This is a genomic window from Streptomyces curacoi (assembly GCF_001513975.1).
Taxonomy (GTDB): Bacteria; Actinomycetota; Actinomycetes; order Streptomycetales; family Streptomycetaceae; genus Streptomyces; species Streptomyces curacoi.
Genome location: NZ_KQ947986.1, coordinates 615815 through 641355 on the forward strand (window position 1 = coordinate 615815; position 25541 = coordinate 641355).

Here is a 25541-nt window from a genome sequence, read left to right on the forward strand (position 1 = left end):
GCGTCAGTGTGCCCCGTGACCGGGAGCGAGCTCCTCGATCTTGCGGGCGAGGTCGAAGTCCCGCTCGGTCACGGCGCCCACCGTGTGGGTGTTCACGGTCAGGGACACCGTGTTGTAGCCGAGGGTGAGGTCGGAGTGGTGGTCGAGCTCCTCCTGGACCTGGGCGATGTGCACGACCATCGCCGTGGCCGCGAAGTGTGAGGGGAGCCGGTAGGAGCGGGCGATGCGGTCGCCGTCCAGCGACCAGCCCGGCAGCTCCGCGAGCCGGTCCTCGATCTCCTTCTGCGACAGCGGTTCGAGGGGCATGGCCTCGTTCCTTCCTGGAGTGGGGGGTTCGTCTTCAGCCTGCCACAGGCTGGGCGTGGCGGCCCTGGTCAGGCGGGTGTCCGGGGGCCGGCGGCGTACGTGTTCGGCCATCCGGTCGTGCGGGAGGCCGTGGCCGCCCCGGCGGGCACCCCGCGGGCCGCCGCGGGCGGACCCGGTCGGGTCACTGCGGCCGGAGTGGTTGACGGACCGCGGCACGCGCTCCGGCGCGGGTCCACCACCTCCCCTTTTCCGGGGATGACGCCCACGGCTCGCTCGTTTGACGCGCCCCTCGACTACGGTCGTGAGCATGACCCTTCGCACGTCCGGCAACGCCGCGTCCGCCACCCCCACCGACCAGGGCGTGGGCCCGCTGCTGCGGGCCTGGCGGGAGCAACGGCGGGTGAGCCAGCTGGAGTTGGCGTTGCGGGCCGACTCCTCCGCCCGGCACATCAGCTTCATCGAGACGGGCCGTTCCCGGCCGAGCGAGGAGATGGTGCTGCGGCTGGCCGAGCATCTGGACGTACCGGTGCGCGAGCGCAACCCGCTGCTGCTGGCGGCCGGTTACGCCCCGCGCTATCCGGAGACCCCGCTGGACGATCCGGCGCTGGACGCGCTGCGGTCGGGCATGGAGCGGCTGATCCAGGGGTACGAGCCCTACCCGGCCCTCGTGGTGGACGCGATGTACGACGTCCACGCGGCCAACCGGGGCATCCTGATGCTGCTCGACGGTATCCCCGAGCACCTGCTCACGCCCCCGCTCAACGCGATGCGCCTGACGCTGCACCCGGAGGGCCTCGCGCCGCGCATCCGCAACCTGCGTGAGTGGCGCGGGCACCTGCTCGCCCAGATGGACCGGCAGATCGCGCTGCGCCGCTCCGAACCGTTGCGCAGGCTGCACGAGGAGGTGGCGGCGTACCCGGTCCCGGAGGAGAAACCCGGCGCCGAACCTGCCGAACCGGTCCCGTACTTCGCACTGCCGATGCAGATCGAGCACGAGGGCCGGGTCCTGTCCTTCATCTCCTCCATCTCCACCTTCAACACGCCGATGGACGTGACCGTCGCCGAGCTGGCCATCGAGACGTTCCTCCCGGCCGACCCGGCGACGGTCAAGTACCTTCAGTCGATGGTTCCCTGACGGACTTTCAAGGCGGCGTACTGGAGCGCCGCGAACCCGGCGACGGTGAGCGCCTGGAGCACGGTCCACACCGCGCCCGCCGTGGTCGGTGACAGCCACATCACGAGCGCGACGAGGCTCAGCACGGCCCAGGCGAGGTTGGCCTCGATCACGGCTCGCACCGGGAACGCGGCGGGCCGGGCGCGGGAGGCGAGCAGGCCCACGCCGGCCGCGAACACCGTGAGGAACGCCCCGAGCCCGAGCAGCAGCCCCGGGTCCACGCCCAGGAGGCGGCCGAGCGGGCCGGACACGACGAGGTAGGCGAGCCCGTTCGCCCCGGTCACCACCGCGTCCAGGGCCAGGAAGCGGCGCAGCACGGTCTGCGGGTCGGAGGTCCGGGCGAGCGCGGCGAGCGAGGTGGCGGACATGACGAATCACCCTCCGTCGAGGTCGGGTTGCGATGCGGGGATCCGGGTCCCGGAGCGGAGTGCGCCGCCCCGGAACCCGGTGCCACAACGATCCCGCGGACGGACGGAGGGGGCGATTACCCGGGAGGTAATGCAACCCACCCGCGGTTCGGCGCGCACAGCGGTGACCATCCCAATCCGGAACCGGAACATGGCACACTGCACCCGTACTTCCGGCGCGTAGGGGAGGCGTGGCGTGAGTGAGCGGCGACCCGCGCCGACCGTCGGTCAGGTGGTGCTCGGCAAGCGTCTGCAGGAGCTGCGGGAAGCGGCTGGGCTGGGACGCGAGGAGGCCGCACGGGTGCTGCGGGTGGCCGCGGCGACCGTACGGCGGATGGAGACGGCCGAGGTCTCGCTGAAGATCCCGTATGTGCAGGTGCTGCTGGAGACGTACGGCGTACCGGAGGACGAGGCGGCCGCGTTCGTCGAGCTGGCCGAGGAGGCCAACCAGCCGGGCTGGTGGCAGCGGTTCCACGACGTGCTGCCGGACTGGTTCAGCCTGTACGTCAGCCTGGAGGGCGCCGCCCGCATCATCCGCTCCTACGAGCCGCACTTCGTGCCGGGCCTGCTGCAGACCGAGGAGTACGCGCGGGCCGTGCTGGAGGCCGGGACGATCGGGCAGACGGGGCCGGAGACCATCGAGCGGCATGTGTCGCTGCGCATGGCACGCCAGCGGCTGCTGGAACGCCCGGACCCGCCCCACCTGTGGGTGATCATGGACGAGACGGTGCTGCGGCGCCCGGTGAGCAGCCGCGCCGAGGTGATGCGCGACCAGCTGGACAAGCTCCTGGAGTTCGCCGGGCGCGACCGGGTCACCCTGCAGATCGCCGAGTTCGCCTCCGGCCCGCACCCGGGGACGTACGCGCCCTTCACCCTGTTCCGCTTCGCCGAGCCGGAGCTGCCCGACATGGTCTACACCGAGTACCTGACCGGCGCCCTGTATCTCGACTCCCGCAAGGAGGTCGCCGCGCACCTGGAGGTCCTGGACCACATGTCGACGGTCGCCGCGTCGGCCGAGCGCACGAAGAAGATCCTGCGGGAGCACCGCGAGGACTTCTGAGCCGTCCGGATGTGCGACGGCGTACGGCAACCTTTCCGGCCCCCACGGACGACCTGTGCGTGACGGCAACCGAGCCCCGAGGAGAACACACCGCATGACCGGATCCGATGCGGCACCCGCCCGGGTCGACACCAGCCGGCCGCACCCGGCCCGCGTCTACGACTGGTGGCTGGGCGGCAAGGACAACTACCCGGTGGACGAGGAGCTGGCCCGCAGGATCCTCGCCGTGGACGGCACGGTCCTGCGCGGCGCGCGCGCCAACCGCCGGTTCATGCACCGGGCCGTGCGTACCGTCGCCGAGGCCGGGATACGCCAGTTCCTGGACATCGGCACGGGCATCCCCACCGAGCCCAACCTGCACCAGGTGGCGCAGGGCGTCGCCCCCGAGGCCAAGGTCGTCTACGCGGACAACGACCCGATCGTGCTGCGGCACGCCCAGGCGCTGCTGCACGGCTCCGCCGAGGGCAGCACCGACTACGTGCACGCGGACGTCCGTGACATCGACACCCTGCTGGGCCGGGCCGGGGAGTCCCTGGACTTCGCCGAGCCGGTCGCGCTGTCGCTGGTCGCGCTCACCCACTACCTGGACGACGACCCCGACGGCGACGACGTGTACGGCCTGCTGCGGAAGTACGTGGCCGCGCTCGCCCCGGGCAGCCATCTGATCCTGTCCCAGGTCACCCCGGACCTCAGCCCGGAGGTCATCGAGAAGGCGGCGAACCAGTTCCGCCGCAGCGGCACGCCCTTCTTCCCCCGGTCGCTGGCCGGGTTCTCCCGCTTCTTCGACGGTCTGGAGCTGCTCGGCCCCGGCGTCATCCCCGTGCACGGCTGGCGGCCGGAGCCCGCTGACGTGGCGGCCCAGGCCGAGGGCATCGTGCCCGTGTACGCGGGGGTCGCCCGCAGGCCCTGACCCGTACGGGTGCCGTGAACGGGTGCGCTCCCGCGCCCCGCCCTAGGTTCGGGACCAGGCAAGCAAGGGAGCGCCTGTGACCGACACACAGATACCGCCGGCTGCGCCCGCCGAGCCGGGCGCGGCGCTGCTGGAGGCCGGCAGGTTCTTCCGGCCGGGCACGCCCGCGCCCGACGCGCACGGCGTCGCCGCCTTCTCCTGGTACGCCTGCTCCCCCACCCGGGTCCGCCACCCGTACGTCCGCGGTGTGCTCCTGGAGATGTACTGGGAGGCGAAGGAACGTCTGCGGGACCCCGTCCTGGCCTGGGCGGACGTCCAGAGCGACCCCGAGCGCCGCCGCCGCTACCAGCGGGCGCGCGGCAAGGGCGGGCTGGTGCGGGCGAGTTGGGACGAGGCGACAGAGCTGGTCGCCGCCGCGCAGGTGCACACCATCAAGACGTACGGCCCCGACCGCGTCGCCGGCTTCTTTGCCGCCCCCGCGATGTCGATGGTGTCGCACGCGGCGGGCGCCCGCTTCCACGCCCTGATCGGCGCCCCGATGCTCTCCTTCCACGACGGGTACGCCGACCTGCCCGTGGCCTCCCCGCAGGTGCTCGGCGACCAGGCCGACGTGCCGGAGTCCGGCGACTGGTGGGACGCGGCGCATCTGCTGCTGTGGGGTTCGGACGTCCCGGTCACCCGCACACCCGACGCGCACTGGCTGGCGGAGGCCCGTTACCGCGGCCAGAAGGTCGTGGCCGTCGGCCCCGACCACGCCGGCCACGCCTCGTTCGCCGACGAGTGGCTCCACCCGCACCCCGGCACGGACGGCGCGCTGGCCCTGGCGATGGGGCACGTGATCCTCAAGGAGTTCTTCGTCGACCGCGAGACACCGTTCTTCGCGGACTACGTCCAGAAGTTCACCGACCTGCCCTTCCTGGTCACCCTGGCGGAACGGGACGGCGCGTACGTCCCGGCGAAGTTCTTGCGCGCCTCGGACCTGGGGCCGGAGGGCGAGGGCGCCGAGTGGAAGACGGTCGTGCTGGACGAGGTGGCGGGCCGCGCGGTCGTTCCGAACGGCTCGCTGGGCTTTCGCTGGACCGCGTCGGGCAAGGGCCGCTGGAACCTTGAACTCGGGGCGACGCGCCCGCGGTTGAGCCTGTACGGAAGTGAGGACGCCGCAGGTGTCGAGGTGCTGCTGCCCCGCTTCGACACCGAGGGCGGGGCCCCGGGGCAGGGTCGCGGCGCCGTCGTACGGCGCGGTGTCCCGGCGATGAAGGCCGGCGGTGCGCGCGGGCCGCTGGTGACGACGGTCTTCGATCTGCTGCTCGCACAGTACGGGGTGGCACGGGACGGGCTGCCGGGCCGCTGGCCCGCGTCGTACGACGACGCCGACGCGCCCGGCACCCCCGCCTGGCAGGAGGCGCACACCTCCGTCCCGGCCGCCACGTGCGTGCGGATCGCGCGGGAGTTCGCGCGGACGGCGGAGCAGTCCGCGGGCCGTTGCATGATCCTGACGGGCACCGGCACCACCCACTGGTTCCACTCCGAGACGATCCACCGCGCCGTCCTCGCCCTGCTCCAGCTCACCGGCTGCCAGGGCCGCAACGGCGGCGGCTGGGCGCACTACGGGGGCCGGGAGAAGTGTCGCCCGATGACCGGCTGGGCCACGCTCGCGACCGCGTCGGACTGGTCGCGCCCGCCGCGCCGGATGACCGGCACGGCGTACTGGTACCTCCACACCGACCAGTGGCGCCACGACCTGTGCACGGCCGACGTGCTGGCCTCACCGCTCGGTGCGGGCCGGTTCCGGGGGATGACGGGGGCGGACTGTCTGGCGCTGTCGGTACGTTCCGGGTGGATGCCGTCGTATCCGACCTTCGACCGCAGTCCGCTGGAGCTGGGCGAGGTGTTCGGCGATCCGGTGGCGAGAGTGGTGGCCGAACTGCGCGCGGGCACCTTGAAGTTCGCCTGCGAGGACCCGGACGCGCCGGAGAACTGGCCGCGGGTGCTGACCCTGTGGCGGGCGGACCTGTTCGGCTCGCCGGAAAAGGGCGCCGACCACTTCGCCCGGCACCTGCTGGGCACGCACTCGTCCCCGCGGGCGGAGGAAGCCCCCGAGGAGGTACGCCCACGGGATGTGGCCTGGCGCGACGAGGCGCCCGAGGGCAAGCTCGACCTGCTGCTGTCGCTGGACTTCCGGCAGACGCCGTCCACGCTGGTGTCGGACGTCGTCCTGCCCGCCGCGACCCGGTACGAGAAGCACGACCTGTCCAGCACGGACCTGCACCCCTGCGTGGACTCCTGCGCCCCGGCCGTGGATCCGCCGGGGCAGCCGCGCACCGACTTCGACACGTTCAAGGCGCTGGCCGAGCGGCTCAGCGAGCAGGCCGTCGGCCATCTGGGCGTCCGCAAGGACCTGGTGGCGAGCCCGCTCCAGCACGACACACCGGGCGAGATCGCCCAGCCGGGCGGGGTCGCCTCGGACTGGAAACGCGGGGAGTGCGATCCGGTGCCCGGGCGGACCATGCCGGACCTGACCGTCGTGGAGCGGGACTACACGGCGATCGGCGCGCAGTTCTCGGCGCTCGGTCCGCTGGTGGAGCGACTCGGGCTGTCCACCAAGGGGATCACGCTGCTGCCGGACGAGGAGGTCGAGGATCTCCGGCTGCTGAACGGCGTCACGGACGACGGCCGCCCGCGCCTCGACACGGCCATCAAGGCGGCGAACACGATTCTCGCCCTCTCCGGCGCCACCAACGGCCGCCTAGCCACCCAGGGATTCCGCGCCCTCGACGCCCGCACCGGGCAGGAGACGGCGCATCTGACGGACGAGCACGAGGGCAAGCGGATCACGTACGCGGACACCCAGGCCGCGCCGGTGCCGGTGATCACGTCGCCGGAACGGTCGGGCAGCGAGGCCGACGGCCGACGGTATGCCGCGTTCACGCTGAACACCGAACACGGCAAGCCGTGGCACACCCTCACCGGTCGCCAGCACTTCTTCCTCGACCACGACTGGATCCATGAGCTGGGCGAGGCGCTCCCGGTGTACCGGCCGCCGCTGGACCTGCACAAGCTGCTCGGCGAGCCACGCCGCGGACCGGACGGGCAGCCGGAGGTGACGGTCCGGCATCTCACTCCGCACGACAAGTGGTCCCTGCACTGCGAGTACCAGGACGACCTGTTCATGCTGGCGCTCTCCCACGGCGGGCAGCACCTGTGGATGTCCCCGCGGGACGCCGAGGCGATCGGCGTCGCCGACAACGCCTGGGTGGAGGCGGTCGACCGCAACGGCGTGATCGTCGCCCGGGCCGTCGTCTCGCACCGCATCCCGCCCGGCACCGTCTATACGCACCGTGCGCAGGAACGCACGGCCGCCGGCCCGAAGGCCGAGACCGCTGGCCGACACGGCGGTCTCCGCTACTCGCCGGCCCGGCTGATACTCAAGCCGTCCCATCTGGTCGGCGGCTACGCCCAGTTGTCCTGGGCGTTCAACTACCTGGGCCCCACGGGCAACCAGCGCGACGAGGTGACGGTGATCCGCCGCCGCAGCCAGGAGGTCGACTGACGATGCGCCCGATGGCCCAGATAGCGATGGTGATGAACCTCGACAAGTGCATCGGCTGCCACACCTGCTCGGTCAGCTGCAAAGAGGCGTGGACCGACCGGCAGGGCATGGAGCACGTCTGGTTCAACAACGTCGAGACCCGGCCCGGCCAGGGCTATCCGCGCCGCTACGAGGACCAGGAACGGTGGCGCGGCGGCTGGCGGCTGAACCGGCGCGGCGCGCTGAAGCCGACGGCGGGCGGCCGGCTGCGCAAGCTCGCCGGGATCTTCTCCCCACCCGAACTCCCCGCGACCGAGGACTACGAGGAGCCCTGGACGTACGACCACACGAACCGCGCGGGCGCCCCGGCGCACGGCGACCTCGACCCGGTGGCCGAGCGTGCCCGCAGGCAGGCCTCGGACAAGGTGAGGAACGAGTTCGAGCAGACGTTCATGTTCTATCTGCCGCGCATCTGCGAGCACTGCCTCAACCCGTCCTGTGTGGCCTCCTGTCCGTCCGGGGCGATGTACAAGCGGGCCGAGGACGGCGTCGTCCTCGTCGATCAGGACCGGTGCCGGGGCTGGCGGATGTGCGTCACGGGATGCCCGTACAAGAAGGTGTACTTCAACGACCGCACCGGCAAGGCCGAGAAGTGCACGCTGTGCGCTCCACGGATCGAGGCCGGCCTGCCGACGGTCTGCTCGGAGACGTGCGTGGGCCGGCTGCGCTATCTCGGGGTGGTCCTGTACGACGCCGACAAGGTGACCGCCGCCGCCTCGGTTCCGCGGGAACAAGACCTGTACGAGGCGCAGTTGGACGTCTTCCTCGACCCCGAGGACACCCGGGTGCGGCGTGCGTGCGAGGCGGCGGGGATCCCGGACGACTGGCTGGCGGCGGCCCGCCGCTCGCCGGTGCACGCGCTGATCAGCAAGTACCGGGTGGCGCTCCCGCTGCACCCGGAGTACCGGACGATGCCGATGGTCTGGTACATCCCGCCGCTGTCGCCGGTGGTGGAGGCGCTGACGGAGACCGGTCACGACGGTGAGGACGCGCGCAACCTGTTCGGCGCGATCGACGCCCTGCGCATTCCGCTGGAGTACCTGGCGGAGATGTTCACGGCCGGTGATGTCGGCCCGGTCCGGTCCGCGCTGGAGAGGCTGGCCGCGATGCGCTCCCATATGCGGGCGGTCAACCTCGGTGAGGACCCGGATCCTTCCGTGTCGGCCGCCGTGGGCATGGGGGTCTACGAGATCGAGGAGATGTACCGGCTGCTGTCCGTCGCCGAGTACGCGGACCGGTACGTGATTCCGACGGCCGCCGTCGGAGACGCCCGGCGCCTGGAGGAGTCGGCGCTCACCCAGGGGTGCAGCCTCGACTACGAGGGCGGGCCCGGCAGCGGCGGGGACGGACCCTTCGGCCGGGGCTCGGGCCGCAAGCTGCTGCCGCTGACGCCGGTGGAGAAATTCCACATCCTGGGCGAACGGCGGACCGCAGACCACACAGCCGACGTCGAGGAGACCTGATGCCTTCCTTCGAGGTCCTCTACCAGGCGGCCGCGCTCTGCCTGACCTACCCCGACGACGACTTCCGCGCACGGCTGCCGCTGCTGCGCGAAGCCGCCCCGCAGCTGAGGGAGTTCACCGACCACGCGGCCGTCACACCACCGCTGGAACTGGCCGCGCACTATGTCGAGGTCTTCGACTTCGGCGACCGGCACAGCCTGTATCTGAGCTGGTGGCGCGACGGGGACAACCGGCGGCGCGGGAGGTCCCTGGTCCGCTTCCAGGAGGTCTACCGCGCCCACGACCTGGAGTTCACCGGCGAGGAGCTGCCCGACTTCCTGCCCGCGGTACTGGAGTTCACGGCCCGCACCGGCGACACCGGGCTCCTGCTGGAACACCGAGAGGGCCTGGAGCGGCTCCGCTCCCGGCTCGCCGACTTCGGCACACCGTACGCGTCCGTCCTGGACGCAGTCTGCGCCACCCTGCCGGCCGCACCCACCGGAGGGCGCTCATGACCACCCTCCTGTGGGGCGTCCTGCCGTACGTCACCTTCGCCCTGCTCGTCGCCGGCCTCATCTGGCGGCACCGCCACGACAGGTTCGGCCGGGCCGCACGCTCGTCACCGGTCCGCGAGTCGAAGCTGCTGAACATCGCCTCGCCCGCCTTCCACTACGGCATCCTTTTCGTGCTCGTGGGCCACCTGGTGGGGCTGTTCGTCCCGGAGTCCTGGACGGACGCGCTCGGCGTCGACGCGCACACGTACCACCTGTTCTCCCTCTACGGCGGCACGGCGGCCGGCGTCGTCACGGTCGCCGGAATCCTGCTGCTCGTACACCGTCGCCGCACCGACGCCCCCGTCCTCCGCGCGACGACGGCCAACGACAAGGTCATGTACGCCGTGCTGCTGGCGGCGATCGTGATGGGCGTCGCCGCCAAGCTCTCCCACGCCTCCGGCGACGGCTACCGCTACCGTGACTCCCTCGCCCCCTGGTCCCGCAGCCTGTTCACCCTGCGGCCGGACACCGAACTCATGGCGGGCGTACCGGCGTTGTACCAGGTGCACACGGTGCTCGGCATGGCCCTCGTCGCGCTGGTGCCGTACACCCGGCTGGCGCACATGTTCAGCGCGCCGGTGCGGTATCTGTTCCGGCCGTACGTGGTGTACCGCAGCCGGGAGCCACGGCAGTGGGGGCAGCGGCCGGAGCGGCGAAGCCGGGAGAGGTTGGGCGGCTGAGCCGCGGGGTGGCATCATCGGAACGAGTGATCGATGCTTCCGGTGAGCGCTGCGGGGGAAGGCGGGCATGCTCAAGCGGTATGTGGTCTCGCAGCGCGGGGGGTGGCGCACCTGTCCCGACATCACGTCCGCGCTCCGTGCCGCGGAACGGGCCAGGTCGGCGCGGATCGAGATCATGCCCGGGCACTACGAGGAGCAGCTCACCGTGCGCGGCGCGGTCGAGCTGGTCGCGGTCGGGGAGCCGGGCGCCGTGGTGGTGTGCCCGTCCCAGGGCACGGTGCTGGACGCCTCCGGATCGGTGGTGGTGCGCGGCCTCGTGCTGGTCGGCCGCGATGCCGACGTCGTCGACCTCCAGGCGGGCACGCTCACCCTGGACCGGGTGGAGGTGCGGGCGCACGGAGGGGTCTGTCTGCACGCCAGGCGGAACACCGCCGCCACGTTGACGGACAGTCGGTTCCAGTACGGTCGCACCCTCTTCGCCGGCGCCCACGGCACCGTGGAGCGGTGCCGCTTCGCCGACGCCGCCGACAACGCGCTCGCGGTGATCGAGGGTGCCCGGGTGACGGTCCAGGACAGCTCGATCGACGGGAGCCGGATCCACGGCATACGGGTCAGCGACGCCTGGGCCCAGCTCACCCGGTGCGAGATCACCGGCACCGAGAAGGCGGCCGTCTGCGGGGACACCCGGGCCGAGCTCAACGTCACGGACTGCGCGATCACCGCCGTGCACGCGGACGCCCTCATGTTCATCGAGCAGTCGCGGGGCTCGGTACTCGGCACGCGCGTCACCGACGCGGAGTTCGGGATCGCTGTGACGACCGGTGCCGATCCGCTGGTGCGCGGCTGTGTGTTCGCCGCCTGCCGGGACAGCGGCATCAACGTCCACTCCGCGGGCCGCGGCACGTTCCAGGACTGCGAGGTCATCGACGCCGGGGTGGTGTCCGTGTTCTCGACCAAGGGCGGCGCGCCACGGGTCACCGGCGGCCGTATCTCCGGCGGCAACGTCGGAATCGCCGTCATCGAGAAGGCGCGGGGCCACTTCTCGGACGTCGACATCCAGGGCCTGACCAACGTCGCCCTGCGGGTCCGTGACGAGTCCCGGGCCGTGTTCGAGAACATCCGCGTCGAACGCTGCCCGGCGGGACTGGAGACCCTCGGCAACGCCGGTACGACGGCCGAGCTCGTCGACTCCAGGATCCATGACTTCGACATGGCCGCCGTGGCCGCGGGCGGGCAGTCCCGGATCACGCTGAAGGGTGTCTCGGCGGAGCGCGGGCTGGTGGGCTTCGGCGCCGTCGAGGAGTCCCAGCTGCGGGTGCACGACTGTGAGGTGCGGGCCGTACGCATGGGCGGGGCGCTCGCCAGCGGAAAGGCGACGCTGCTCGCGCGGAACCTCACCGTCACCGGTTCGGAGGGGGTCGGGCTCAGCGGTCAGGACTCCGCCTATGTGGACGTCGCCGACAGCCGGTTCGACGGCTGCGACTCGGCGGGGGTCTCGGTCCTGGGCTCGGGCGGGGGCGTGCTCAGGGACTGTTCCGTGACCGGCACCAAGGGACTGGCCGTGCTGCACAACGGCCTTGTCGAGCTGGTCTCGCTGCGCACCTCGCTGCGGGTCGTCCAGCGGAACACCGAGCCGGCCGCACCGCCGCCGACCACGGTGATCAACAACTTCTACGGCCCGGTCTTCCACGAAGCCGTCCACAACGCCCAACTGGCGTGGAACAACGCCGAGGTCGTCCAGCAGCAGAACAACGAGAGCCGGCAGCAGAACGACGAAAGCCCAAGCCAGCAGCAGAACGACGAGGACGGAGCCGGCACATGAGCGAATCGCGGCAGGAGAACAACTACCACGGCCCGGTCTTCCACCGGGACGTCTCGAACGCCCAGTTCGCCTGGGCCAACGAGACGGTCACCCAGAACCAGCAGAACAACAGCGCGGTCGCCCCGGGGTTCGAGGCGCTCGCCGCGGTCGTCGGCGACCTGCTGCGGCAGCTGCCCCAGGCCGGTCTTCCCGACCAGGACCGCGAGGACACGGAGGCCGCCGCCCAGGAGGTGCTCGCGGAGATCACCGGTCCCGAGGCCCCCGAGCCGCGCAGACTCCGGCGTGCGCTGAACGGGCTCAAGGGAGCGCTGGCCCCGGTCGCGACCGGCGTCGCGGCCGGCACGGCCCTGGGGGCGCAGGAGTGGGCCCAGCAGGCGATCGGCAGCCTGACCGGACTCGGCTGAGTCGCGACGCCGCCGCGTCACCCCGTCATCGCGTCACCGCATCACCGCGTCACCGCGTGGTCAGGGTGCGGGGCGAGCCGTCGGAAGCGTGCAGTTCGGACTCGCCCCACGAGGTGACGGTCACGGCGTCGCCCACGGCGACCCGGCCGGTCCGGAGCACGGAGAACTTCGTGCCGAAGGCGACTCCGCCCTGGGCGGCCCGCCGGTAGCCCGCGAGGGTGCGCAGCGGTTCGGGGCCCGCCCGCTCCCCCGACTCCTGGGCGACCAGGGTGACGGCGCAGCGGATGGCGAGCTTGGCGTAGCCCAGTTCGGCCGTGCCGATCGTCAGGCCGTGCGCCCGGTCCTCGGTGTGCGGCTCGGCCCAGCCGTCGATCACGATGTTCGGGCGGAAGCGGTTCATGGGCAGCGGCGCCGTGCCGCGTTCGGCCAGCTTCCGGTTGAGCAGTTCGAGGGTGGAGCGCGAGACGAGGTGCAGGGCGGAGCTGTCGGCGTAGCCGGAGGTGCCCGGCGTTCTGCCGTCCGTCTTCCGGTCGTGCTCCGGCGGCACCCGCACCAGGCGGCTGGGGGCACCGAGCACGTCGGAGAGCCACGCGGCGGCCGTGTCGCCCTGGTCGATGCCCCGGTAGGCGGTCCCGAACAGGTCCACCGGCCGACGGGCGCCGGTGGTGTCCACGGGCACGTCCAGCGCCTCGGTGTGCGGCGCGTGCAGGGTGAGCCGCTCGCCGTCGTCGCTGATGGCGGGTCGGATCAGGGCCAGTCGGGGGTCCCGGCGCTGGGAGCGGAAGACGCCCTCGTCGCTGACGACCATGAAGCTCCGGTCGTGCGCGAGACCGGCGGGCGTCAGTAACGCCTCGCGGGCGGCCACACCGGCACACCCCTTGACGGGGTAGTACGACAGCTCGACGACGCGTGCGCCCGAGGTGGTCCTGGTCTGCTGAGGCACGCGGCTCCCCTTCGATACGCACTGCGTTCCGAAAGGGAACCTACTGGGGACGTGCGGCGGCCCGCCAAGGGTTTACCGGTACGAACAGGGGCTCTAGGCGGCGCCGCCCTTGGTGTCCCGGTCCTCGTCGACGATCTCCGCGTCCACCACGCCGTCGTCGTCCTGCGGTGAGGCGTGCTCCGTGCCCGTGCCGCCCGTACCGCCCGTACCGTCCGTACCGCTGTCCGTCGGGGTCTGCTGGGACTGGGCGTACATGGCCTGGCCCATCTTCTGACTCACCGTGGCGAGCTTCTCGATGCCGGTGCGCAGGGCGTTCGTCTCGGCGTTCTGCTCCAGTTGCTGTTTCAGTTCCGCGACCGCCGACTCGACCTCCGACCTGGTGTCCGCCGGGACCTTGTCCTCGTTGTCGCGGATGAACTTCTCGGTCTGGTAGACGAGTTGTTCGGCCTGGTTGCGCGTCTCGGCGGTCTCGCGGCGTTTGCGGTCCTCCTCGGCGTACTGCTCGGCCTCCCGCATCATGCGGTCGATGTCGTCCTTCGGCAGGGCCGAGCCGCCGGTGACCGTCATCTTCTGTTCGCGGCCCGTGGCGAGGTCCTTGGCGGAGACGTGCATGATCCCGTTGGCGTCGATGTCGAAGGCGACCTCGATCTGGGGGACCCCGCGCGGCGCCGGCGGCAGGCCGGTGAGGTCGAAGACGCCGAGCTTCTTGTTGTACGCGGCGATCTCGCGTTCGCCCTGGTAGACCTGGATGCCGACGGAGGGCTGATTGTCGGTGGCGGTGGTGAAGATCTCCGAACGCCGGGTGGGGATCGTCGTGTTGCGTTCGATGAGCTTCGTCATGATGCCGCCCTTGGTCTCGATGCCGAGGGACAGCGGGGTGACGTCGAGCAGGAGGACGTCCTTGACGTCGCCGCGGATGACACCGGCCTGGAGGGCCGCGCCGACGGCCACGACCTCGTCGGGGTTGACGCCCTTGTGCGGGTCCTTGCCGGTGAGTTCCTTGACGAGGTCGGTGACGGCGGGCATGCGCGTGGAGCCGCCGACGAGGATGACGTGGTCGACCGCGGAGAGCTTGATGCCGGCGTCCTTGACCGCCTGGTGGAAGGGGGCCTTGCAGCGGTCGAGGAGGTCCGCGGTGAGCTCCTGGAACTGGGCGCGGGTCATCTTCTCGTCGAGGTGGAGGGGGCCCTCGGCGGAGGCGGTGATGTAGGGCAGGTTGATCGTCGTCTCGGAGGAGCTGGAGAGCTCGATCTTGGCCTTCTCGGCGCCCTCGCGCAGCCGCTGCACCGCCATCTTGTCGTTGCCCAGGTCGATGCCGTACTGCCCCTTGAACTTCTTGATGAGGTGCTCGACGATCCGCTGGTCCCAGTCGTCGCCGCCGAGGTGTGTGTCGCCGTTGGTGGCCTTGACCTCGATGACGCCGTCGCCGATCTCCAGCAGGGAGACGTCGAAGGTGCCGCCGCCGAGGTCGAAGACCAGGACGGTCTGCTCCTCGCCGCGGTCGAGTCCGTAGGCGAGGGCGGCGGCCGTGGGCTCGTTGATGATCCTGAGGACCTTCAGGCCCGCGATCTCCCCGGCCTCCTTGGTGGCCTGCCGCTGGGCGTCGTCGAAGTAGGCGGGGACGGTGATCACCGCGTCGGTGACGTCCTCGCCGAGATAGGACTCGGCGTCCCGCTTCAGCTTCTGCAGCACCCGGGCCGACAGCTCCTGTGCCCGGTAGCGGGTACCGTCGATGTCGCCCTGGTCCGGGAAGCGCCAGTTCCCGTCGCCCATGTGCCGCTTCACGGAGCGGGCGGTGCGCTCGACGTTCGTCACCGCCTGCCGCTTGGCCACCTCACCCACGAGGACCTCGCCGTTCTTGGCGAAGGCCACGACCGACGGTGTGGTCCTGGCCCCCTCCGCGTTGGCGACGACGGTGGGTTCGCCGCCCTCCAGGACGGCCACCACCGAGTTCGTGGTCCCGAGATCGATCCCGACCGCGCGTGCCATCGTTGTCCCCTTCCGCCAGGGCACCCCTTGAACTCCAGCACAAAACTTGAGTGGGTTCTTGTCAATGGGACGGGTGCCCCTGGAGACGGGTGACCCTGGGGACGGGCGCCAAACAGGGGCTGAGCGGGCGCTCAGCCCCTCGCGGCTCTCACCACACCTTTACGACAACTTGGCCGACAGGGTGATCGGCACCGCCTTCAGCGCCTGGCTGACCGGGCAGTTGACCTTGGCGTCCTCGGCCTTGGCGAGGAAGTCCTCCTCGGAGATGCCCGGAACCGTGCCCTCGACGGTGATGTGGATCCCGGTGATCCCCTCCCCGGGCTGGAAGGTCACGTCGGCGGAGGTGAGGAGCTTGGTCGGCGGGGTGCCGGCCTTGTCGAGGATGTTCGAGAAGGCCATGGAGTAGCAGCTGGAGTGGGCGGCGGCGATCAGCTCCTCCGGGCTGGTCTTGCCGTTCGCGTCCTCGGCGCGCGACGCCCACGTCACCGGCTGCTGGGCGATGCTGCCGGAGGAGTCGAAGGAGACGACGCCATTGCCCTGGAACAGGTTTCCTTCCCACACGGTGTGTGCGGAGCGCGTGGTTGCCACGTTGAGATCCCTTCGCATGCTTACGGTGCGGTCCCGTGTCCGGGTTCCGTGTCCCCCATCCGATCACACTCGTCCTCATTGCACCCGGAAGACCGGCCCACGGGGGGTGAACGGCAGACGACGTCCTTGCGGAATCAGGTACGCGTGCTCGCGCCGCACCCGCAGGACATCGCACCAGCCGTCCGTGATGACCAGGACGGGCGCACCCGGCGGAAAGTCGTCCGCGCGCTGCAACAGGTCGATCCCGGGCTGCAGGACAGTGCCGCCGCGGCCGTGCACCCGTACCCGCCCGGCGATCTCCGTCACCGGCACATAGCCGGCGTCGTACGGTGCCGCGTCGCAGTACACGACCCGCGCGGCCGGTACGTCCCGGGCCTCGGCGTACGAGGCGATCGCGCCCAGCGCCTTGCCGAGCAGGACGCTGCCCATGGAGCCGGAGGTGTCCAGGACCACGCCGAAGGTGCAGCGGGCGATCTCCTCGGGCGGGAAGTAGTGGCCCGCGCGCGGGATACCGGGCGTGGCGGACTGGCGACGGGAGGGGCGCGCATACGTCCGTACCGGCTCCGGGCGGGGCACGAACTCGTCGAACCAGCGGGCCAGTCGGGCGTCCCAGGGCAGCGGCGGATGACTCAGCGCGCGGATCTCCTGGACCAGGCCGCCGGGCAGGAAGCCGCGCTCCTGCTGCTGGTGCAGATCGAGGCCGTGGGAGAGGCCGCGGCGGTAGAACTCGTCCAGGTCGCAGTAGTCGCCGGGCGGGCCGAGCGGGGCGCCCAGGATGTCACCGACGCCCTTGCCGCGCAGGGTGGCAAGGCGGCGCATGCGGCGCAGGTCGCCGACGATACGGTCGTACACCTCCTCGGCGGACAGACCGGTGAACCGGGCGTCGTACAGGAGCCCTTGGGGCATCTCGCCGACCTGCATCTCGCGCAGCCAGCCGTTGATGACGTAGTCGCAGGCGACGTTGAACAGGTACGGGTCGCGGGTGCCGCAGCGGTCGCCGTGGCGCAGGGCGGCGTGCAGCATCTCGTGGGCGAGGACGAACCGCCACTCCTCGTCCTCGAAGGTCCGCAGCGGGTTGATGTAGATCTCGCCGGCCTCGGCGTTGACGGCGGCGACGGAGATGCCGTGGGCGCGGGCGAGTTCGGCGTCGGCGACGAGCTCGATGCCGGCCGCGATGCCGCCGAGCAGCGGATAGGAGGTGATGAACCACTCCAGTGCCCACTGCCAGGGCCGCTTCTTGACCGGCTCGCCGTCCATGGAGTCGCGGCGGCCGCCCGCCATGTCCATCGCGGTGGAGACGGTCCGGGTCAGTGCGGTGGCGAAGGCCAGTTGATGGTCCGGGGGCTGCCCCTGCCAGCCGCGCCATTCCACGAGCAGCTGGTCGGGTTCGGCGCCGGCGGTACCGCAGCGCTCGTACGCGGCCGGGAGCCCGTCCCGCCGCCAGTGCGCGGCGAGGCGCTCCTCGTCGCCGTCCGGGTAGGCCAGGGGCTGGTCGTCCGGGGCACGGCCGATCGGGAAGGACAGCAGGAAGCGGTTGACGACCACGCAGCGCGCCGCGACGTCGTACCGGTCGGGCTGCTCGCGTTCCCCCTTCGCCGCCGGGACATGACCGAAGCCGAGGTGGAGGACGGCGTGCGCGATCGACCAGGCCCACACGGCGGGGTCGGCGACGCGGGTGGGGTGGGCGTGCAGGGTGCCGCTGGAGGAGACACGGACGAGCCCGTCCCTGAGCGCCGTCTCGCACTTCGCGTCGCGGCAGACACTGAACTCGACGGCGGCGAGCGCGGGGTTGGCGGCCACCAGCCGCATCCCCTCGGCGAACGCCTCGCCCGCGACGTCCCGCTTCTTCTTGGCGGAAGCCCGGTTGGCGGAAGCCCGATTGGCGGAAGCCCGGCTCATCGCCGCGCCTCCACCAGCCGCGGCATGTCCCGGGCCGCCTCCACCAGGAACCAGGCGGGCAGCACGGGATTGCCGTCGGCGTCGGAGGCGATGACACTCTGGGCGACCTCGACGGAGATCTCCGCGAGCTGCACCAGCAGCGACTTGGCGCGGTACGCGGTCTGCCGGCCGCTCGCCGACATGTGCTCCTTGCTGACGGGCAGTTCCTTGATGAGCCGCCCGCGGAAGGACTCGGCGAGGTAGTAGAGCAGGTCGCGGTCCGCCATGCGGTGCGGCCAGCGGGCGTCGCCCTTGATGATGGCCTCGATGCCGAACTGGCTGCGCACGATCTTGACGTAGCCGCAGAACGCGGTGGCGTGCGCGGGCGTCAGCGTGCCGTGCGCCAGCACCTTCAGGGTCTCCTCGTCGAGGTCGCCGCCGAAGGAGTGCAGCGCGTCGGAGAGCATGTGCCAGGAGCGGGGCGTGGAGAACGGCTCCTCGGTCTTCGGCGGCTTGGACCACAGGTGGTCGGGCCGGTCGGTGAGGTGGTCCAGGATCCACGGGTGGATGCCGTTGTCCGCGGCCCAGGTCAGCCAGTCCTTGGCGGAGGCCTCCAGGTGGACGTGGGCGAGGCGGTTGACCAGCGCGGACGCTATGGGGCGGGCGAGGGCGTTGTCGGTGGCACGGTTGCCGGCGCCGATGACGATCGAGCCCTTCGGCAGCTCGTAGTTCCCGATACGGCGGTCCAGGATCAGCGAGTAGAACGCCTTCTGCACATCCGGGGTGGCCGCGTTCAGCTCGTCCAGGAACAGGCAGTACGGCTCGTCGCGGGCGATGGCCTCCGGCGGGCAGAACACGGACCGGCCGTCCCGGATCTGCGGCACGCCGATCAGGTCCTCCGGCGCGAGCTGGGTGCCGAGCAGGCTCACGCACTCCAGTCCCAGCGACTGGGCGAAGTCCCTGACGAGGGAGGACTTTCCGATGCCGGGCGCGCCCCAGATGAAGACCGGCCGCACGGTGGCGAGGCCGAGCAGCAGGTCGGGGATGCGGGCGGGCGTGACGGTGACGGCTGCCTGCAAAGCAGCGGCTCCTTGGGGTGTTCGAGAACGGCGCGCAGGTGTGCGACGCCCGATACGAACAGTTTGTGTGCCGCGCGAGGCAGGCGCAGCCCATTTTCCGGTTGGCCGGGCGCTCAGGCCGCCCGCTGGTCCGCACGCCGCGTCAGCGGCACCTGGGGGCCGTCCGACTCGCTCAGCCATCGGCGCAGCACATGGTGGACCTGCTCGGCGCCGACGAGGTCCGCCCCGTCGTCCACCGGCGCGGAGAAGGCGAGCGGCGACAGCAGGAACGGCTCGCCCTGCGCGCCGCCGAGTCCGCCGTGCGAGCCGATCTGCTCCTCGAAGGCGAGGACCTCGCCGTCGGCCGGGTCGTACGCGGAGTTGACCATGATGTCGGCGGCGTTCGGGAAGGAGTGGGTGCGTCGTACGGCGTCGGCGGCACCCGGCCCGAACACCTCCAACGGCCCCGGATCGTCGTCCAGTCGGTCGAGGGGGATCTCGGCGCCGAACGCGCCGAGCACGAGGCCGCCGTGCTCCTCGCTGCGCACGAGGAGGAAGCCGACGCCGGGATGGTTGGCGAGGGTGGTCAGCAGCGCCGGGTGGCGGGCGTCGATCTCCTCCTTGGTCATCCGGTGCGGCACGTCCGGGAAGGAGACCAGGCCGAGGTTGCCGGAGGCCAGCACGATCGGCTCCGAACGGCGGCCCGCGGGGCGGTGCCGCTCGCCGCCCTCCTCGACGGGGATGCGCAGCGCCGCGCGTACCGCCGCCCGGGCCTCGGCGCCGCTGTGGGTGCGCTGCGCCCTGCGCGGCACGGGCAGCCCGCAGCCGGCCCGCACCAGGTCGCCCAGGCCGAGGCCGTAGCGGGCCCGGAAGGTCTCGCCGGGGCTCTGGCCGTGGTCCGACAGCACGACGATCCGGTACGGCCGCGGCGCGTGCTCGGCGATCTTCTCGATCAACGCCAGCGCCCGGTCGAGGCGTTCGAGGACCTTCTCGGCGTCCCGGCTGAACGGCCCGGAGTGATGGGCCACCTCGTCGTACGCCACCAGGTCGGCGTAGACGGCGGTGCGGCCGGCGAGCATGTCGCCCACGACCGCGGCGACGACGACGTCCCGTTCGACGACGGTCGCGAAGGCGCGGACGAGGGGGTAGAGGCCGCCGCGGGAGACGCGAGGGCGGACCTTGCGGACGCGGGCCCGGGTGGACTGGCCAATCTCGCGGCCGACCTCGGCGACGAAGGACAGCGCGGTGCGCACGGCGTTGGCCGGGTCGGAGAAGTAGGCGAAGTAGCCCGCCCTGGAACGGTTCTCCCGGGGGCGCCGCTTGGTGGCGATGGACAGCACGAGGGCCTGCTCGTCGGCGCCGCCGCTGAACAGGTTGCCGCGGCTGGCGCCGTCGGCGGTGAGCAGTCCGCCGTCGCCGGTGCGCTCGATGGCGCGGCGCTGGAGTTCGGCGGCGCTGGTGGGGCGGTTGCAGACCATCACCTCGCGGCCGGCCTTCTCGTACCAGCGGAAGGCGGGGACGTCGTGGTTGCTGCCGTGCAGGATGCCGAGCTGGCTGGCGCCGGTCTGGCTGGACCAGTCGGTGCGCCAGGGGGTGAGCCGGTGGGTGGGCCGGGCGCCGTCGCCGTCGCCGAGCCAGCGGGCGACGGTGGGCATCAGGTCCTTGCCGACGGCGTCGAGGAGGACGTCGTGGCCGACGCCGTCGAGCTGGAGGAAGACGGTGGCGGGGCTGGACGGGCCGGGTGGGAGCGCCCGGCGGCGGCGGTCGGCGAGCCGGTAGAGCCGGCGCCGGTAGGCGTCGTCGTCCCGTACGGCCAGGGCGGCGCCGGTGGCCGAGGCGACGGCGGACATCACGGCGGCGACGATGACGGCGGTCTCGGGGGCGGCCTCGCTGTCGCCGGAGGGGACGAGGCGCAGGGCGACGATGAGCAGCGAGCCGTTGAGGAAGAACACGAGCAGGCCGAGCACGAGGGCGGGCACCAGCAGCAGGAGCCGTACGAGGAGGGGCCAGACGAGCGCGGACAGCAGACCGAAGGCACCGGCGCCGAGGGCCGCGGTGACGGCGATGAGAGTGGCGCTGTCACCGTCCGCCGACTGCAGCTGGAAGTCGGGCAGGATGCCGGCGAGCACGAGCATGGTGACGGTGGAGACCGCCCACACGGCGACGCTCCGCCCGACCTGACTGGCCACCCGCCGCCAACGCCCACCACGCACGCCCAGCCCACCTCCGGTCCCGGCCCACCGCCCCGAAGCGGGCCCCTGGGCCCCCAGCCTGGCACACGCCACCGACACCCGGCCGGTGCGCTCTCCGCCACCGATCACTTGGGACGCGCCCGTTTGCCACGACCGTCTTCCAGGCCCGTCTCCGCGCGCGTCTTCCACGGCTGTCTTCCGCGGCCGTCTTCCACGACCGTCTTCCGCGGCCTCAGCGCCCGTCGTATCCAGCCGTCGGCATCGACAGCCTCCGATGCACCCGCGCCTTCATCTGCGCGTCGTACAACGGCTCGGCGCGCCCCACCGTCTCCACCCGCACGCCCCGCCGGGCGCACTCCGCGGTGAACTCCTCGACGGAGGACAGCGCGCTCTCCAGCACCCTGCGGCTGGGTGCCACGAACAGGTCGAGGCCGGGGCGGACACCCTCCCACAGCACGCTGTGGTCCGCCCGCAACCCGCGTACGAGAAGCTCGCGCGCGACGATGTACCCGTGCTCGGCGGCCCAGCGTGCGCACATCGCGTGCTGGCTGCGGGAATCCACCAGGAAGGGGTCGGCGTCCAGCTCTTCGAGAGGCGTCAGACTGGCGATCGCCGTGACACGCACTACGGATGACCCCATGGCGTCCCCCTCACCTCCGGGTTTCGCCGCCGACCCTACTCCAGCCCGTACGCTTCGGGGAGTCGCGCGAAGGAGGCAAAGAAGGTGCCGGTGGAGATCACCTGGTGGGGTCACGCCACCTGCACGCTGGAGGACTCGAACATACGCGTGCTGACCGATCCCCTGTTCGCACGCCGGCTCGCACACCTGCGCCGCCGCCGGGGCGCACTGCCGCCGCCCGGCGCCTGGCGCGCGGACGTCGCCGTGGTCTCCCATCTGCACGCCGACCACCTCCACGTGCCGTCCCTGGCCAGGCTGGCGCAGGGCACCCGCCTGCTCGTGCCCCGGGGCGCGCCCCGTGCGGTGCCGGGCCTGCGCCGGCTCACGCATCTGCGGGTGACCGAGATGGCGCCCGGTGATGTGACGACGGTGGGCGATCTGGCCGTACGGGCCGTTCCCGCGCGGCATGACGGGCGGCGGCTGCCGGTGGGCCCGCACCGCTCCCCCGCCCTCGGTTACGTCGTCGAGGGCGAGGCGCGTACGTACTTCGCCGGGGACACCGGCCTGTTCGAGTCGATGGCGAAGGAGGTCGGTCCGGTCGACGTGGCGTTGCTGCCCGTGGGCGGCTGGGGGCCGTATCTCGGGGCGGGTCATCTGGACGCGGGGCGGGCCGCCGAGGCACTGGCCCGGCTCGCGCCGCGCAGCGCGGTGCCGGTGCACTACGGCACGTACTGGCCGATCGGCATGGATGCCGTGCGCCCCCATGAATTCCACGCGCCCGGCGAGGAGTTCGCCCGGCTCGCGGCGGAGCGCGCACCCGGCGTGTCGGTGCATCGGCTCGCGCACGGGGAGAGCGTGCGCCTGGAGGTGGCCCCGTGACGGTGCTGGCCGCCACCGCGACGACGGTGCCGCCCGAGTCGACACAGCAGGCGATCGGCTATCCGTCGCTGTTCCTGCTGGTGCTGATCGGGGCGCTGGTACCGGTGGTCCCGACGGGGGCGCTGGTCAGTTCGGCGGCGGTGGTGGCGTTTCACCAGACGGCGCCGTTCTCGCTGGCACTGGTGTTCGTGACGGCGTCGACAGCGGCCTTCCTGGGCGATGCGACGCTGTACTGGCTGGGGCGGCGCGGCATGCGCTCGAAGAACGGTTCGCGCTGGCTGGCGGCGATCCGCTCCCGGGCGCCGGAGGACCGGCTCACGCAGGCGCAGGACAAGCTGGCCGGGCACGGGGTGGCCGTACTGGTGCTGTCCCGGCTGGTGCCGGCGGGGCGGCTGCCGGTGATGCTGGCCTGTCTGCTGGCGAAGTGGCCGATGCGGAGGTTCGCCCGCGGGAACCTGCCGGCCTGCCTGGCCTGGGCTGTGACGTACCAGTTGATCGGGATTCTCGGCGGGTCGCTGTTCGAGGAGCCGTGGGAGGGCGTGGTGGCGGCCGTTGCGCTGACGCTGGTCATCAGTGGGGCGCCGAGCGTGTGGAAGCGGGTTCGTGCCGGCAGGTGATGCCTCGTCGCCGGGTGCGGTCGCACTACAGCACCCTTGAAGCGCCGACCGGCATGTCCCACAGGTCCTCTCGGGGCAGTCCCGCCTTCTCCCACGCCGCTCGCACGCGCGTGAGCGGTTCCAGGACCGGCTCCGCCGACAGCACGAACGTCGCCCAGTGCATGGGCGCCATCCGCCGCGCGCCGAGGTCCTGGGCGGCGCGGACCGCCTCCTCCGGGTCGCAGTGGACGTCGCTGAGCCACCAGCGGGGGTCGTAGGCGCCGATGGGGAGCAGGGCGAGGTCGATGCCCGGGTAGCGCTCGCCGATGCGGGTGAACCAGTGGCCGTAGCCGGTGTCGCCCGCGAAGTACAGGCGCTGTCCGTCGGGGGCGGTGAGCACCCAGCCGCCCCACAGGCTGCGGCAGGTGTCGATGAGGGTGCGCTTGGACCAGTGGTGGGCGGGCACGAAGTCGAAGCGGACCCCGTCCAGTTCCGCCGCCTCCCACCAGTCCAGCTCGGTGACCTGCGTGAACCTGCGGCGGCGGAACCAGCCTGCGAGGCCGGCCGGCACGAACACCGGGGTCTCGCGCGGGAGTCGGCGCAGCGTGGGCGCGTCCAGATGGTCGTAGTGGTTGTGGCTGATGACGACCGCGTCGACGCGTGGCAGGGCGTGCCAGGCGATGCCGACCGGGGTGATGCGGGCCGGGGTGCCGAGGATGCGGCGCGACCAGACCGGGTCGGTGAGCACGGTCAGCCCGCCGATCTGCACGACCCAGCTGGCGTGGCCCGCCCAGGAGACGGCGACCGTCTGCGCGTCCACGCGGGGCACCGGGCCCGGCTCGAAGGGCAGCCGCGGGATGTCGGCGAGGCCCTCGCGGCCCGGGCGTACGGCGCCCTCGCGGGCGAAGCGGGCGAGCGCCTTGATGCCGGGCAGCGGGGCGGTGAGCCGGTCGTGGAAGGTCCGCGGCCACACCCGGCGTTCGCCCAGCGGGCGGGGTGCGGCGAGCGGCGGGAACGGGGGCGCCAAGGGCGACGAAGGCGCCAGGGGTGACGGGGCCGCCACGGGTGACGGAGCCGCCGGAACGTCGGCTTCCTGGGTGGTCGTACGCGATGTGGTCGTACGCGATGTGGTCGGCGTGGCTGACTCGGACTGCTGCGTCATCGAGGAGGCTCCCATCGCTGAGCGTCGTCGCGGAGATCGTCGAAGACCGACTTCAAGTGGATCAACGAGCGGTGCACGTGTGGCAGTTCCAACGGCGTGGGTGAAGCGATGAGCTCCACGCGTTCCTCGTCGCCGCCGCCCAGCAGCGGTCCGGTGGACAGCCGCACGCGCAGCGCGCCGAGGTCGTCGCCGAAGCGGTGTCCGCCCGGCGCGGGCATGCCGAGCCGGGCGGCGAGGAAGTCCTCCAGGTCCTGCGCGTCCCCCACACCCTGCGCGGACAGCCCGGCGCGCAGGGGGCCGAGGTCGACGTACAGGTGCCGTCCCGCCTGCGGTGGCCGCGCCAGGGCGCCCGCCCCCACGACGGCGGCATGCGCGGCCGCGGCCACGCGCGCGTGCAGGCGTACGGCGGTGGCGACTCGCGCGGTGACCGGCTCGGGCTCCGTCAGCGCGTACCCGGCCGCGAGGGCGACCGGGCCGGCGACGCGGGAGCCGAGCGCGGTGAGCACGTCGAGCACGCGCGCGTGGAGGCTGTCGCCGGCCTCGCCCGCGGGGAACCGTGCGACGGCGGCCGGCCAGCCGGCCGGGAGGTGGGCGCCGGCCAGGTCGGTGACGACGGTGACCTGCTCGGGCAGCATCTCGGCGGGGCTGAGCAGCACGGTGTCGTGCGGGGCATGCACGGTGTCGCGCCAGGTCTCGTCGCTGACCAGGTGCAGCCCCTCGCCGGTGGCGGCCTCGACGGTCTCGTGCAGCACCTCGGGCGGGGCCACGGTGGCGGTCGGGTCGTCGGCGACGGACAGCACCAGCAGCCGCGGTTCACCGCCCTCGGCACGGACCCGGCGGACGGTCTCCAGAAGGGCGTACGGATCCGGTACCCCGCCGCACTCGGCCGGGGTGGGCACATGGAAGACGGGTCTGCCCAACAGGCGTGCGTACGGCGCCCACCAGGCGGCACACGGCCGGGGCACCAGGACGTCACCGCCGAGCGCGAAGGTCAGCGCGAGCAGCAGGGCGGGGGCCCCGGGAGCGGCCACCGCACGGTCGGGCTCGGCCGGCAGGCCACGCCGGCCCCAGTACCCGCACGCGGCCTCCAGGAGTGCGGCGCCGCCACCGACCGCCTCGCTCTCGGACCGCCCCGCGGCGGCGGCGAGCACAGCGGCCAGCTCGGGGAGCACGGGCAGCCCGTCGTCCGGGAGCGGCGGCCCGTACCGGACGGGGCCGTGGCCTTCGGGGTCCGTCCGGCGCATCCGTGCCTCCGCGCAGTGCCTGGTGCCTTGGTGGTTCGTCGTCGT

22 protein-coding genes are annotated in these 25541 nt (G+C 72.3%); 11 read left to right on the forward strand and 11 right to left on the reverse strand.

The window, feature by feature from the left end:
- Positions 1-3: 3 nt before the first annotated feature.
- The gene (locus tag AQI70_RS12390) at positions 4-306 is read right to left on the reverse strand and encodes a 4a-hydroxytetrahydrobiopterin dehydratase (RefSeq protein WP_003996494.1); all 303 of its coding nucleotides are present in this window, start codon (positions 304-306) and stop codon (positions 4-6) included.
- Between the two features lie 307 nt (positions 307-613).
- On the opposite strand from AQI70_RS12390, the gene AQI70_RS12395 reads away from it, so the two are divergent.
- Positions 614-1441: a helix-turn-helix domain-containing protein gene (locus AQI70_RS12395; RefSeq protein ID WP_062147601.1), complete on the forward strand. Its 828-nt coding sequence runs from the start codon at positions 614-616 to the stop codon at positions 1439-1441.
- Here AQI70_RS12395 and AQI70_RS12400 read toward each other — a convergent pair.
- The gene (locus AQI70_RS12400) at positions 1423-1848 is read right to left on the reverse strand and encodes a hypothetical protein (RefSeq protein WP_062147604.1); all 426 of its coding nucleotides are present in this window, start codon (positions 1846-1848) and stop codon (positions 1423-1425) included. The genes AQI70_RS12395 and AQI70_RS12400 overlap by 19 nt on opposite strands.
- Before the next feature lie 235 nt (positions 1849-2083).
- Here AQI70_RS12400 and AQI70_RS12405 point away from each other — a divergent pair, with 235 nt between their 5' ends.
- The 8 genes from AQI70_RS12405 (at position 2084) to AQI70_RS12440 (ending at position 12348) form a co-directional block, all read left to right on the forward strand.
- The gene (locus tag AQI70_RS12405; protein ID WP_062147608.1) at positions 2084-2947 is read left to right on the forward strand and encodes a helix-turn-helix domain-containing protein; all 864 of its coding nucleotides are present in this window, start codon (positions 2084-2086) and stop codon (positions 2945-2947) included.
- 94 nt (positions 2948-3041) lie between these two features.
- A complete protein-coding gene (locus AQI70_RS12410) occupies positions 3042-3857 on the forward strand; it encodes an SAM-dependent methyltransferase (protein WP_062147611.1) in 816 nt (271 codons plus the stop codon).
- Positions 3858-3933: 76 nt separating this feature from the next.
- Positions 3934-7407 carry a nitrate reductase subunit alpha gene (locus tag AQI70_RS12415; RefSeq protein WP_062147614.1) on the forward strand — a complete coding sequence of 1158 codons (3474 nt, stop codon included), beginning with the start codon at positions 3934-3936 and terminating at the stop codon, positions 7405-7407.
- Between the two features lie 2 nt (positions 7408-7409).
- The gene (locus tag AQI70_RS12420; RefSeq protein WP_062147618.1) at positions 7410-8909 is read left to right on the forward strand and encodes a nitrate reductase subunit beta; all 1500 of its coding nucleotides are present in this window, start codon (positions 7410-7412) and stop codon (positions 8907-8909) included.
- Positions 8909-9403, forward strand: a complete 495-nt coding sequence (gene narJ, locus AQI70_RS12425; RefSeq protein ID WP_062147621.1) for a nitrate reductase molybdenum cofactor assembly chaperone — start codon at positions 8909-8911, stop codon at positions 9401-9403. Before AQI70_RS12420 ends, narJ begins: the two co-directional genes overlap by 1 nt.
- Positions 9400-10122 carry a respiratory nitrate reductase subunit gamma gene (gene narI, locus AQI70_RS12430; protein WP_062147624.1) on the forward strand — a complete coding sequence of 241 codons (723 nt, stop codon included), beginning with the start codon at positions 9400-9402 and terminating at the stop codon, positions 10120-10122. Before narJ ends, narI begins: the two co-directional genes overlap by 4 nt.
- Positions 10123-10189: 67 nt before the next feature.
- Entirely contained in the window at positions 10190-11944 is a 1755-nt protein-coding gene (locus tag AQI70_RS12435) for a right-handed parallel beta-helix repeat-containing protein (RefSeq protein ID WP_062147627.1), read from the forward strand.
- On the forward strand, positions 11941-12348 hold the full coding sequence (locus AQI70_RS12440) for a hypothetical protein (RefSeq protein WP_062147630.1): 408 nt from the start codon (positions 11941-11943) through the stop codon (positions 12346-12348). Before AQI70_RS12435 ends, AQI70_RS12440 begins: the two co-directional genes overlap by 4 nt.
- A gap of 49 nt (positions 12349-12397) precedes the next feature.
- Here the strand turns inward: AQI70_RS12440 and AQI70_RS12445 are convergent, their stop codons facing one another.
- From AQI70_RS12445 to AQI70_RS12475, 7 genes are all read right to left on the reverse strand, one after another.
- On the reverse strand, positions 12398-13291 hold the full coding sequence (locus AQI70_RS12445; protein WP_062147634.1) for an MOSC domain-containing protein: 894 nt from the start codon (positions 13289-13291) through the stop codon (positions 12398-12400).
- A gap of 93 nt (positions 13292-13384) precedes the next feature.
- Positions 13385-15280: a molecular chaperone DnaK gene (gene dnaK, locus AQI70_RS12450; RefSeq protein ID WP_062147637.1), complete on the reverse strand. Its 1896-nt coding sequence runs from the start codon at positions 15278-15280 to the stop codon at positions 13385-13387.
- Between the two features lie 159 nt (positions 15281-15439).
- Positions 15440-15868 carry an OsmC family protein gene (locus AQI70_RS12455; protein ID WP_062148338.1) on the reverse strand — a complete coding sequence of 143 codons (429 nt, stop codon included), beginning with the start codon at positions 15866-15868 and terminating at the stop codon, positions 15440-15442.
- A gap of 75 nt (positions 15869-15943) precedes the next feature.
- Positions 15944-17767, reverse strand: a complete 1824-nt coding sequence (locus tag AQI70_RS12460) for a vWA domain-containing protein (protein ID WP_062147640.1) — start codon at positions 17765-17767, stop codon at positions 15944-15946.
- A complete protein-coding gene (locus tag AQI70_RS12465) occupies positions 17764-18825 on the reverse strand; it encodes an ATP-binding protein (protein WP_062147643.1) in 1062 nt (353 codons plus the stop codon). The genes AQI70_RS12460 and AQI70_RS12465 overlap by 4 nt, the downstream gene beginning before the upstream one ends.
- Positions 18826-18938: 113 nt before the next feature.
- Entirely contained in the window at positions 18939-21017 is a 2079-nt protein-coding gene (locus AQI70_RS12470) for a phage holin family protein (RefSeq protein WP_079051255.1), read from the reverse strand.
- Positions 21018-21228: 211 nt separating this feature from the next.
- Positions 21229-21636 carry a hypothetical protein gene (locus AQI70_RS12475; RefSeq protein WP_037885844.1) on the reverse strand — a complete coding sequence of 136 codons (408 nt, stop codon included), beginning with the start codon at positions 21634-21636 and terminating at the stop codon, positions 21229-21231.
- Positions 21637-21720: 84 nt separating this feature from the next.
- Here AQI70_RS12475 and AQI70_RS12480 point away from each other — a divergent pair, with 84 nt between their 5' ends.
- Both AQI70_RS12480 and AQI70_RS12485 read left to right on the forward strand, forming a co-directional pair.
- The gene (locus tag AQI70_RS12480) at positions 21721-22494 is read left to right on the forward strand and encodes an MBL fold metallo-hydrolase (protein ID WP_062147660.1); all 774 of its coding nucleotides are present in this window, start codon (positions 21721-21723) and stop codon (positions 22492-22494) included.
- Positions 22491-23111 carry a DedA family protein gene (locus AQI70_RS12485; RefSeq protein ID WP_062147663.1) on the forward strand — a complete coding sequence of 207 codons (621 nt, stop codon included), beginning with the start codon at positions 22491-22493 and terminating at the stop codon, positions 23109-23111. The genes AQI70_RS12480 and AQI70_RS12485 overlap by 4 nt, the downstream gene beginning before the upstream one ends.
- Positions 23112-23136: 25 nt before the next feature.
- On the opposite strand, the gene AQI70_RS12490 is transcribed toward AQI70_RS12485, so the two are convergent.
- Entirely contained in the window at positions 23137-24252 is a 1116-nt protein-coding gene (locus AQI70_RS12490) for an MBL fold metallo-hydrolase (RefSeq protein WP_062147666.1), read from the reverse strand.
- Positions 24249-25496, reverse strand: coding sequence for an aminotransferase class I/II-fold pyridoxal phosphate-dependent enzyme (locus tag AQI70_RS12495; protein ID WP_062147669.1), 1248 nt, complete (start codon positions 25494-25496; stop codon positions 24249-24251). Before AQI70_RS12495 ends, AQI70_RS12490 begins: the two co-directional genes overlap by 4 nt.
- Between the last annotated feature and the right edge of the window lie 45 nt (positions 25497-25541).

Coding starts and splice junctions, on each gene's coding strand:
- AQI70_RS12390 (WP_003996494.1), bottom strand. CDS start 306: ATGCCCCTCGAACCGCTGTCGCAGAAGGAGATCGAGGACCGGCTCGCG.
- AQI70_RS12395 (WP_062147601.1), top strand. CDS start 614: ATGACCCTTCGCACGTCCGGCAACGCCGCGTCCGCCACCCCCACCGAC.
- AQI70_RS12400 (WP_062147604.1), bottom strand. CDS start 1,848: ATGTCCGCCACCTCGCTCGCCGCGCTCGCCCGGACCTCCGACCCGCAG.
- AQI70_RS12410 (WP_062147611.1), top strand. CDS start 3,042: ATGACCGGATCCGATGCGGCACCCGCCCGGGTCGACACCAGCCGGCCG.
- AQI70_RS12420 (WP_062147618.1), top strand. CDS start 7,410: ATGCGCCCGATGGCCCAGATAGCGATGGTGATGAACCTCGACAAGTGC.
- narJ (WP_062147621.1), top strand. CDS start 8,909: ATGCCTTCCTTCGAGGTCCTCTACCAGGCGGCCGCGCTCTGCCTGACC.
- narI (WP_062147624.1), top strand. CDS start 9,400: ATGACCACCCTCCTGTGGGGCGTCCTGCCGTACGTCACCTTCGCCCTG.
- AQI70_RS12435 (WP_062147627.1), top strand. CDS start 10,190: ATGCTCAAGCGGTATGTGGTCTCGCAGCGCGGGGGGTGGCGCACCTGT.
- AQI70_RS12440 (WP_062147630.1), top strand. CDS start 11,941: ATGAGCGAATCGCGGCAGGAGAACAACTACCACGGCCCGGTCTTCCAC.
- dnaK (WP_062147637.1), bottom strand. CDS start 15,280: ATGGCACGCGCGGTCGGGATCGATCTCGGGACCACGAACTCGGTGGTG.
- AQI70_RS12460 (WP_062147640.1), bottom strand. CDS start 17,767: ATGAGCCGGGCTTCCGCCAATCGGGCTTCCGCCAACCGGGCTTCCGCC.
- AQI70_RS12475 (WP_037885844.1), bottom strand. CDS start 21,636: ATGGGGTCATCCGTAGTGCGTGTCACGGCGATCGCCAGTCTGACGCCT.
- AQI70_RS12490 (WP_062147666.1), bottom strand. CDS start 24,252: ATGACGCAGCAGTCCGAGTCAGCCACGCCGACCACATCGCGTACGACC.
- AQI70_RS12495 (WP_062147669.1), bottom strand. CDS start 25,496: ATGCGCCGGACGGACCCCGAAGGCCACGGCCCCGTCCGGTACGGGCCG.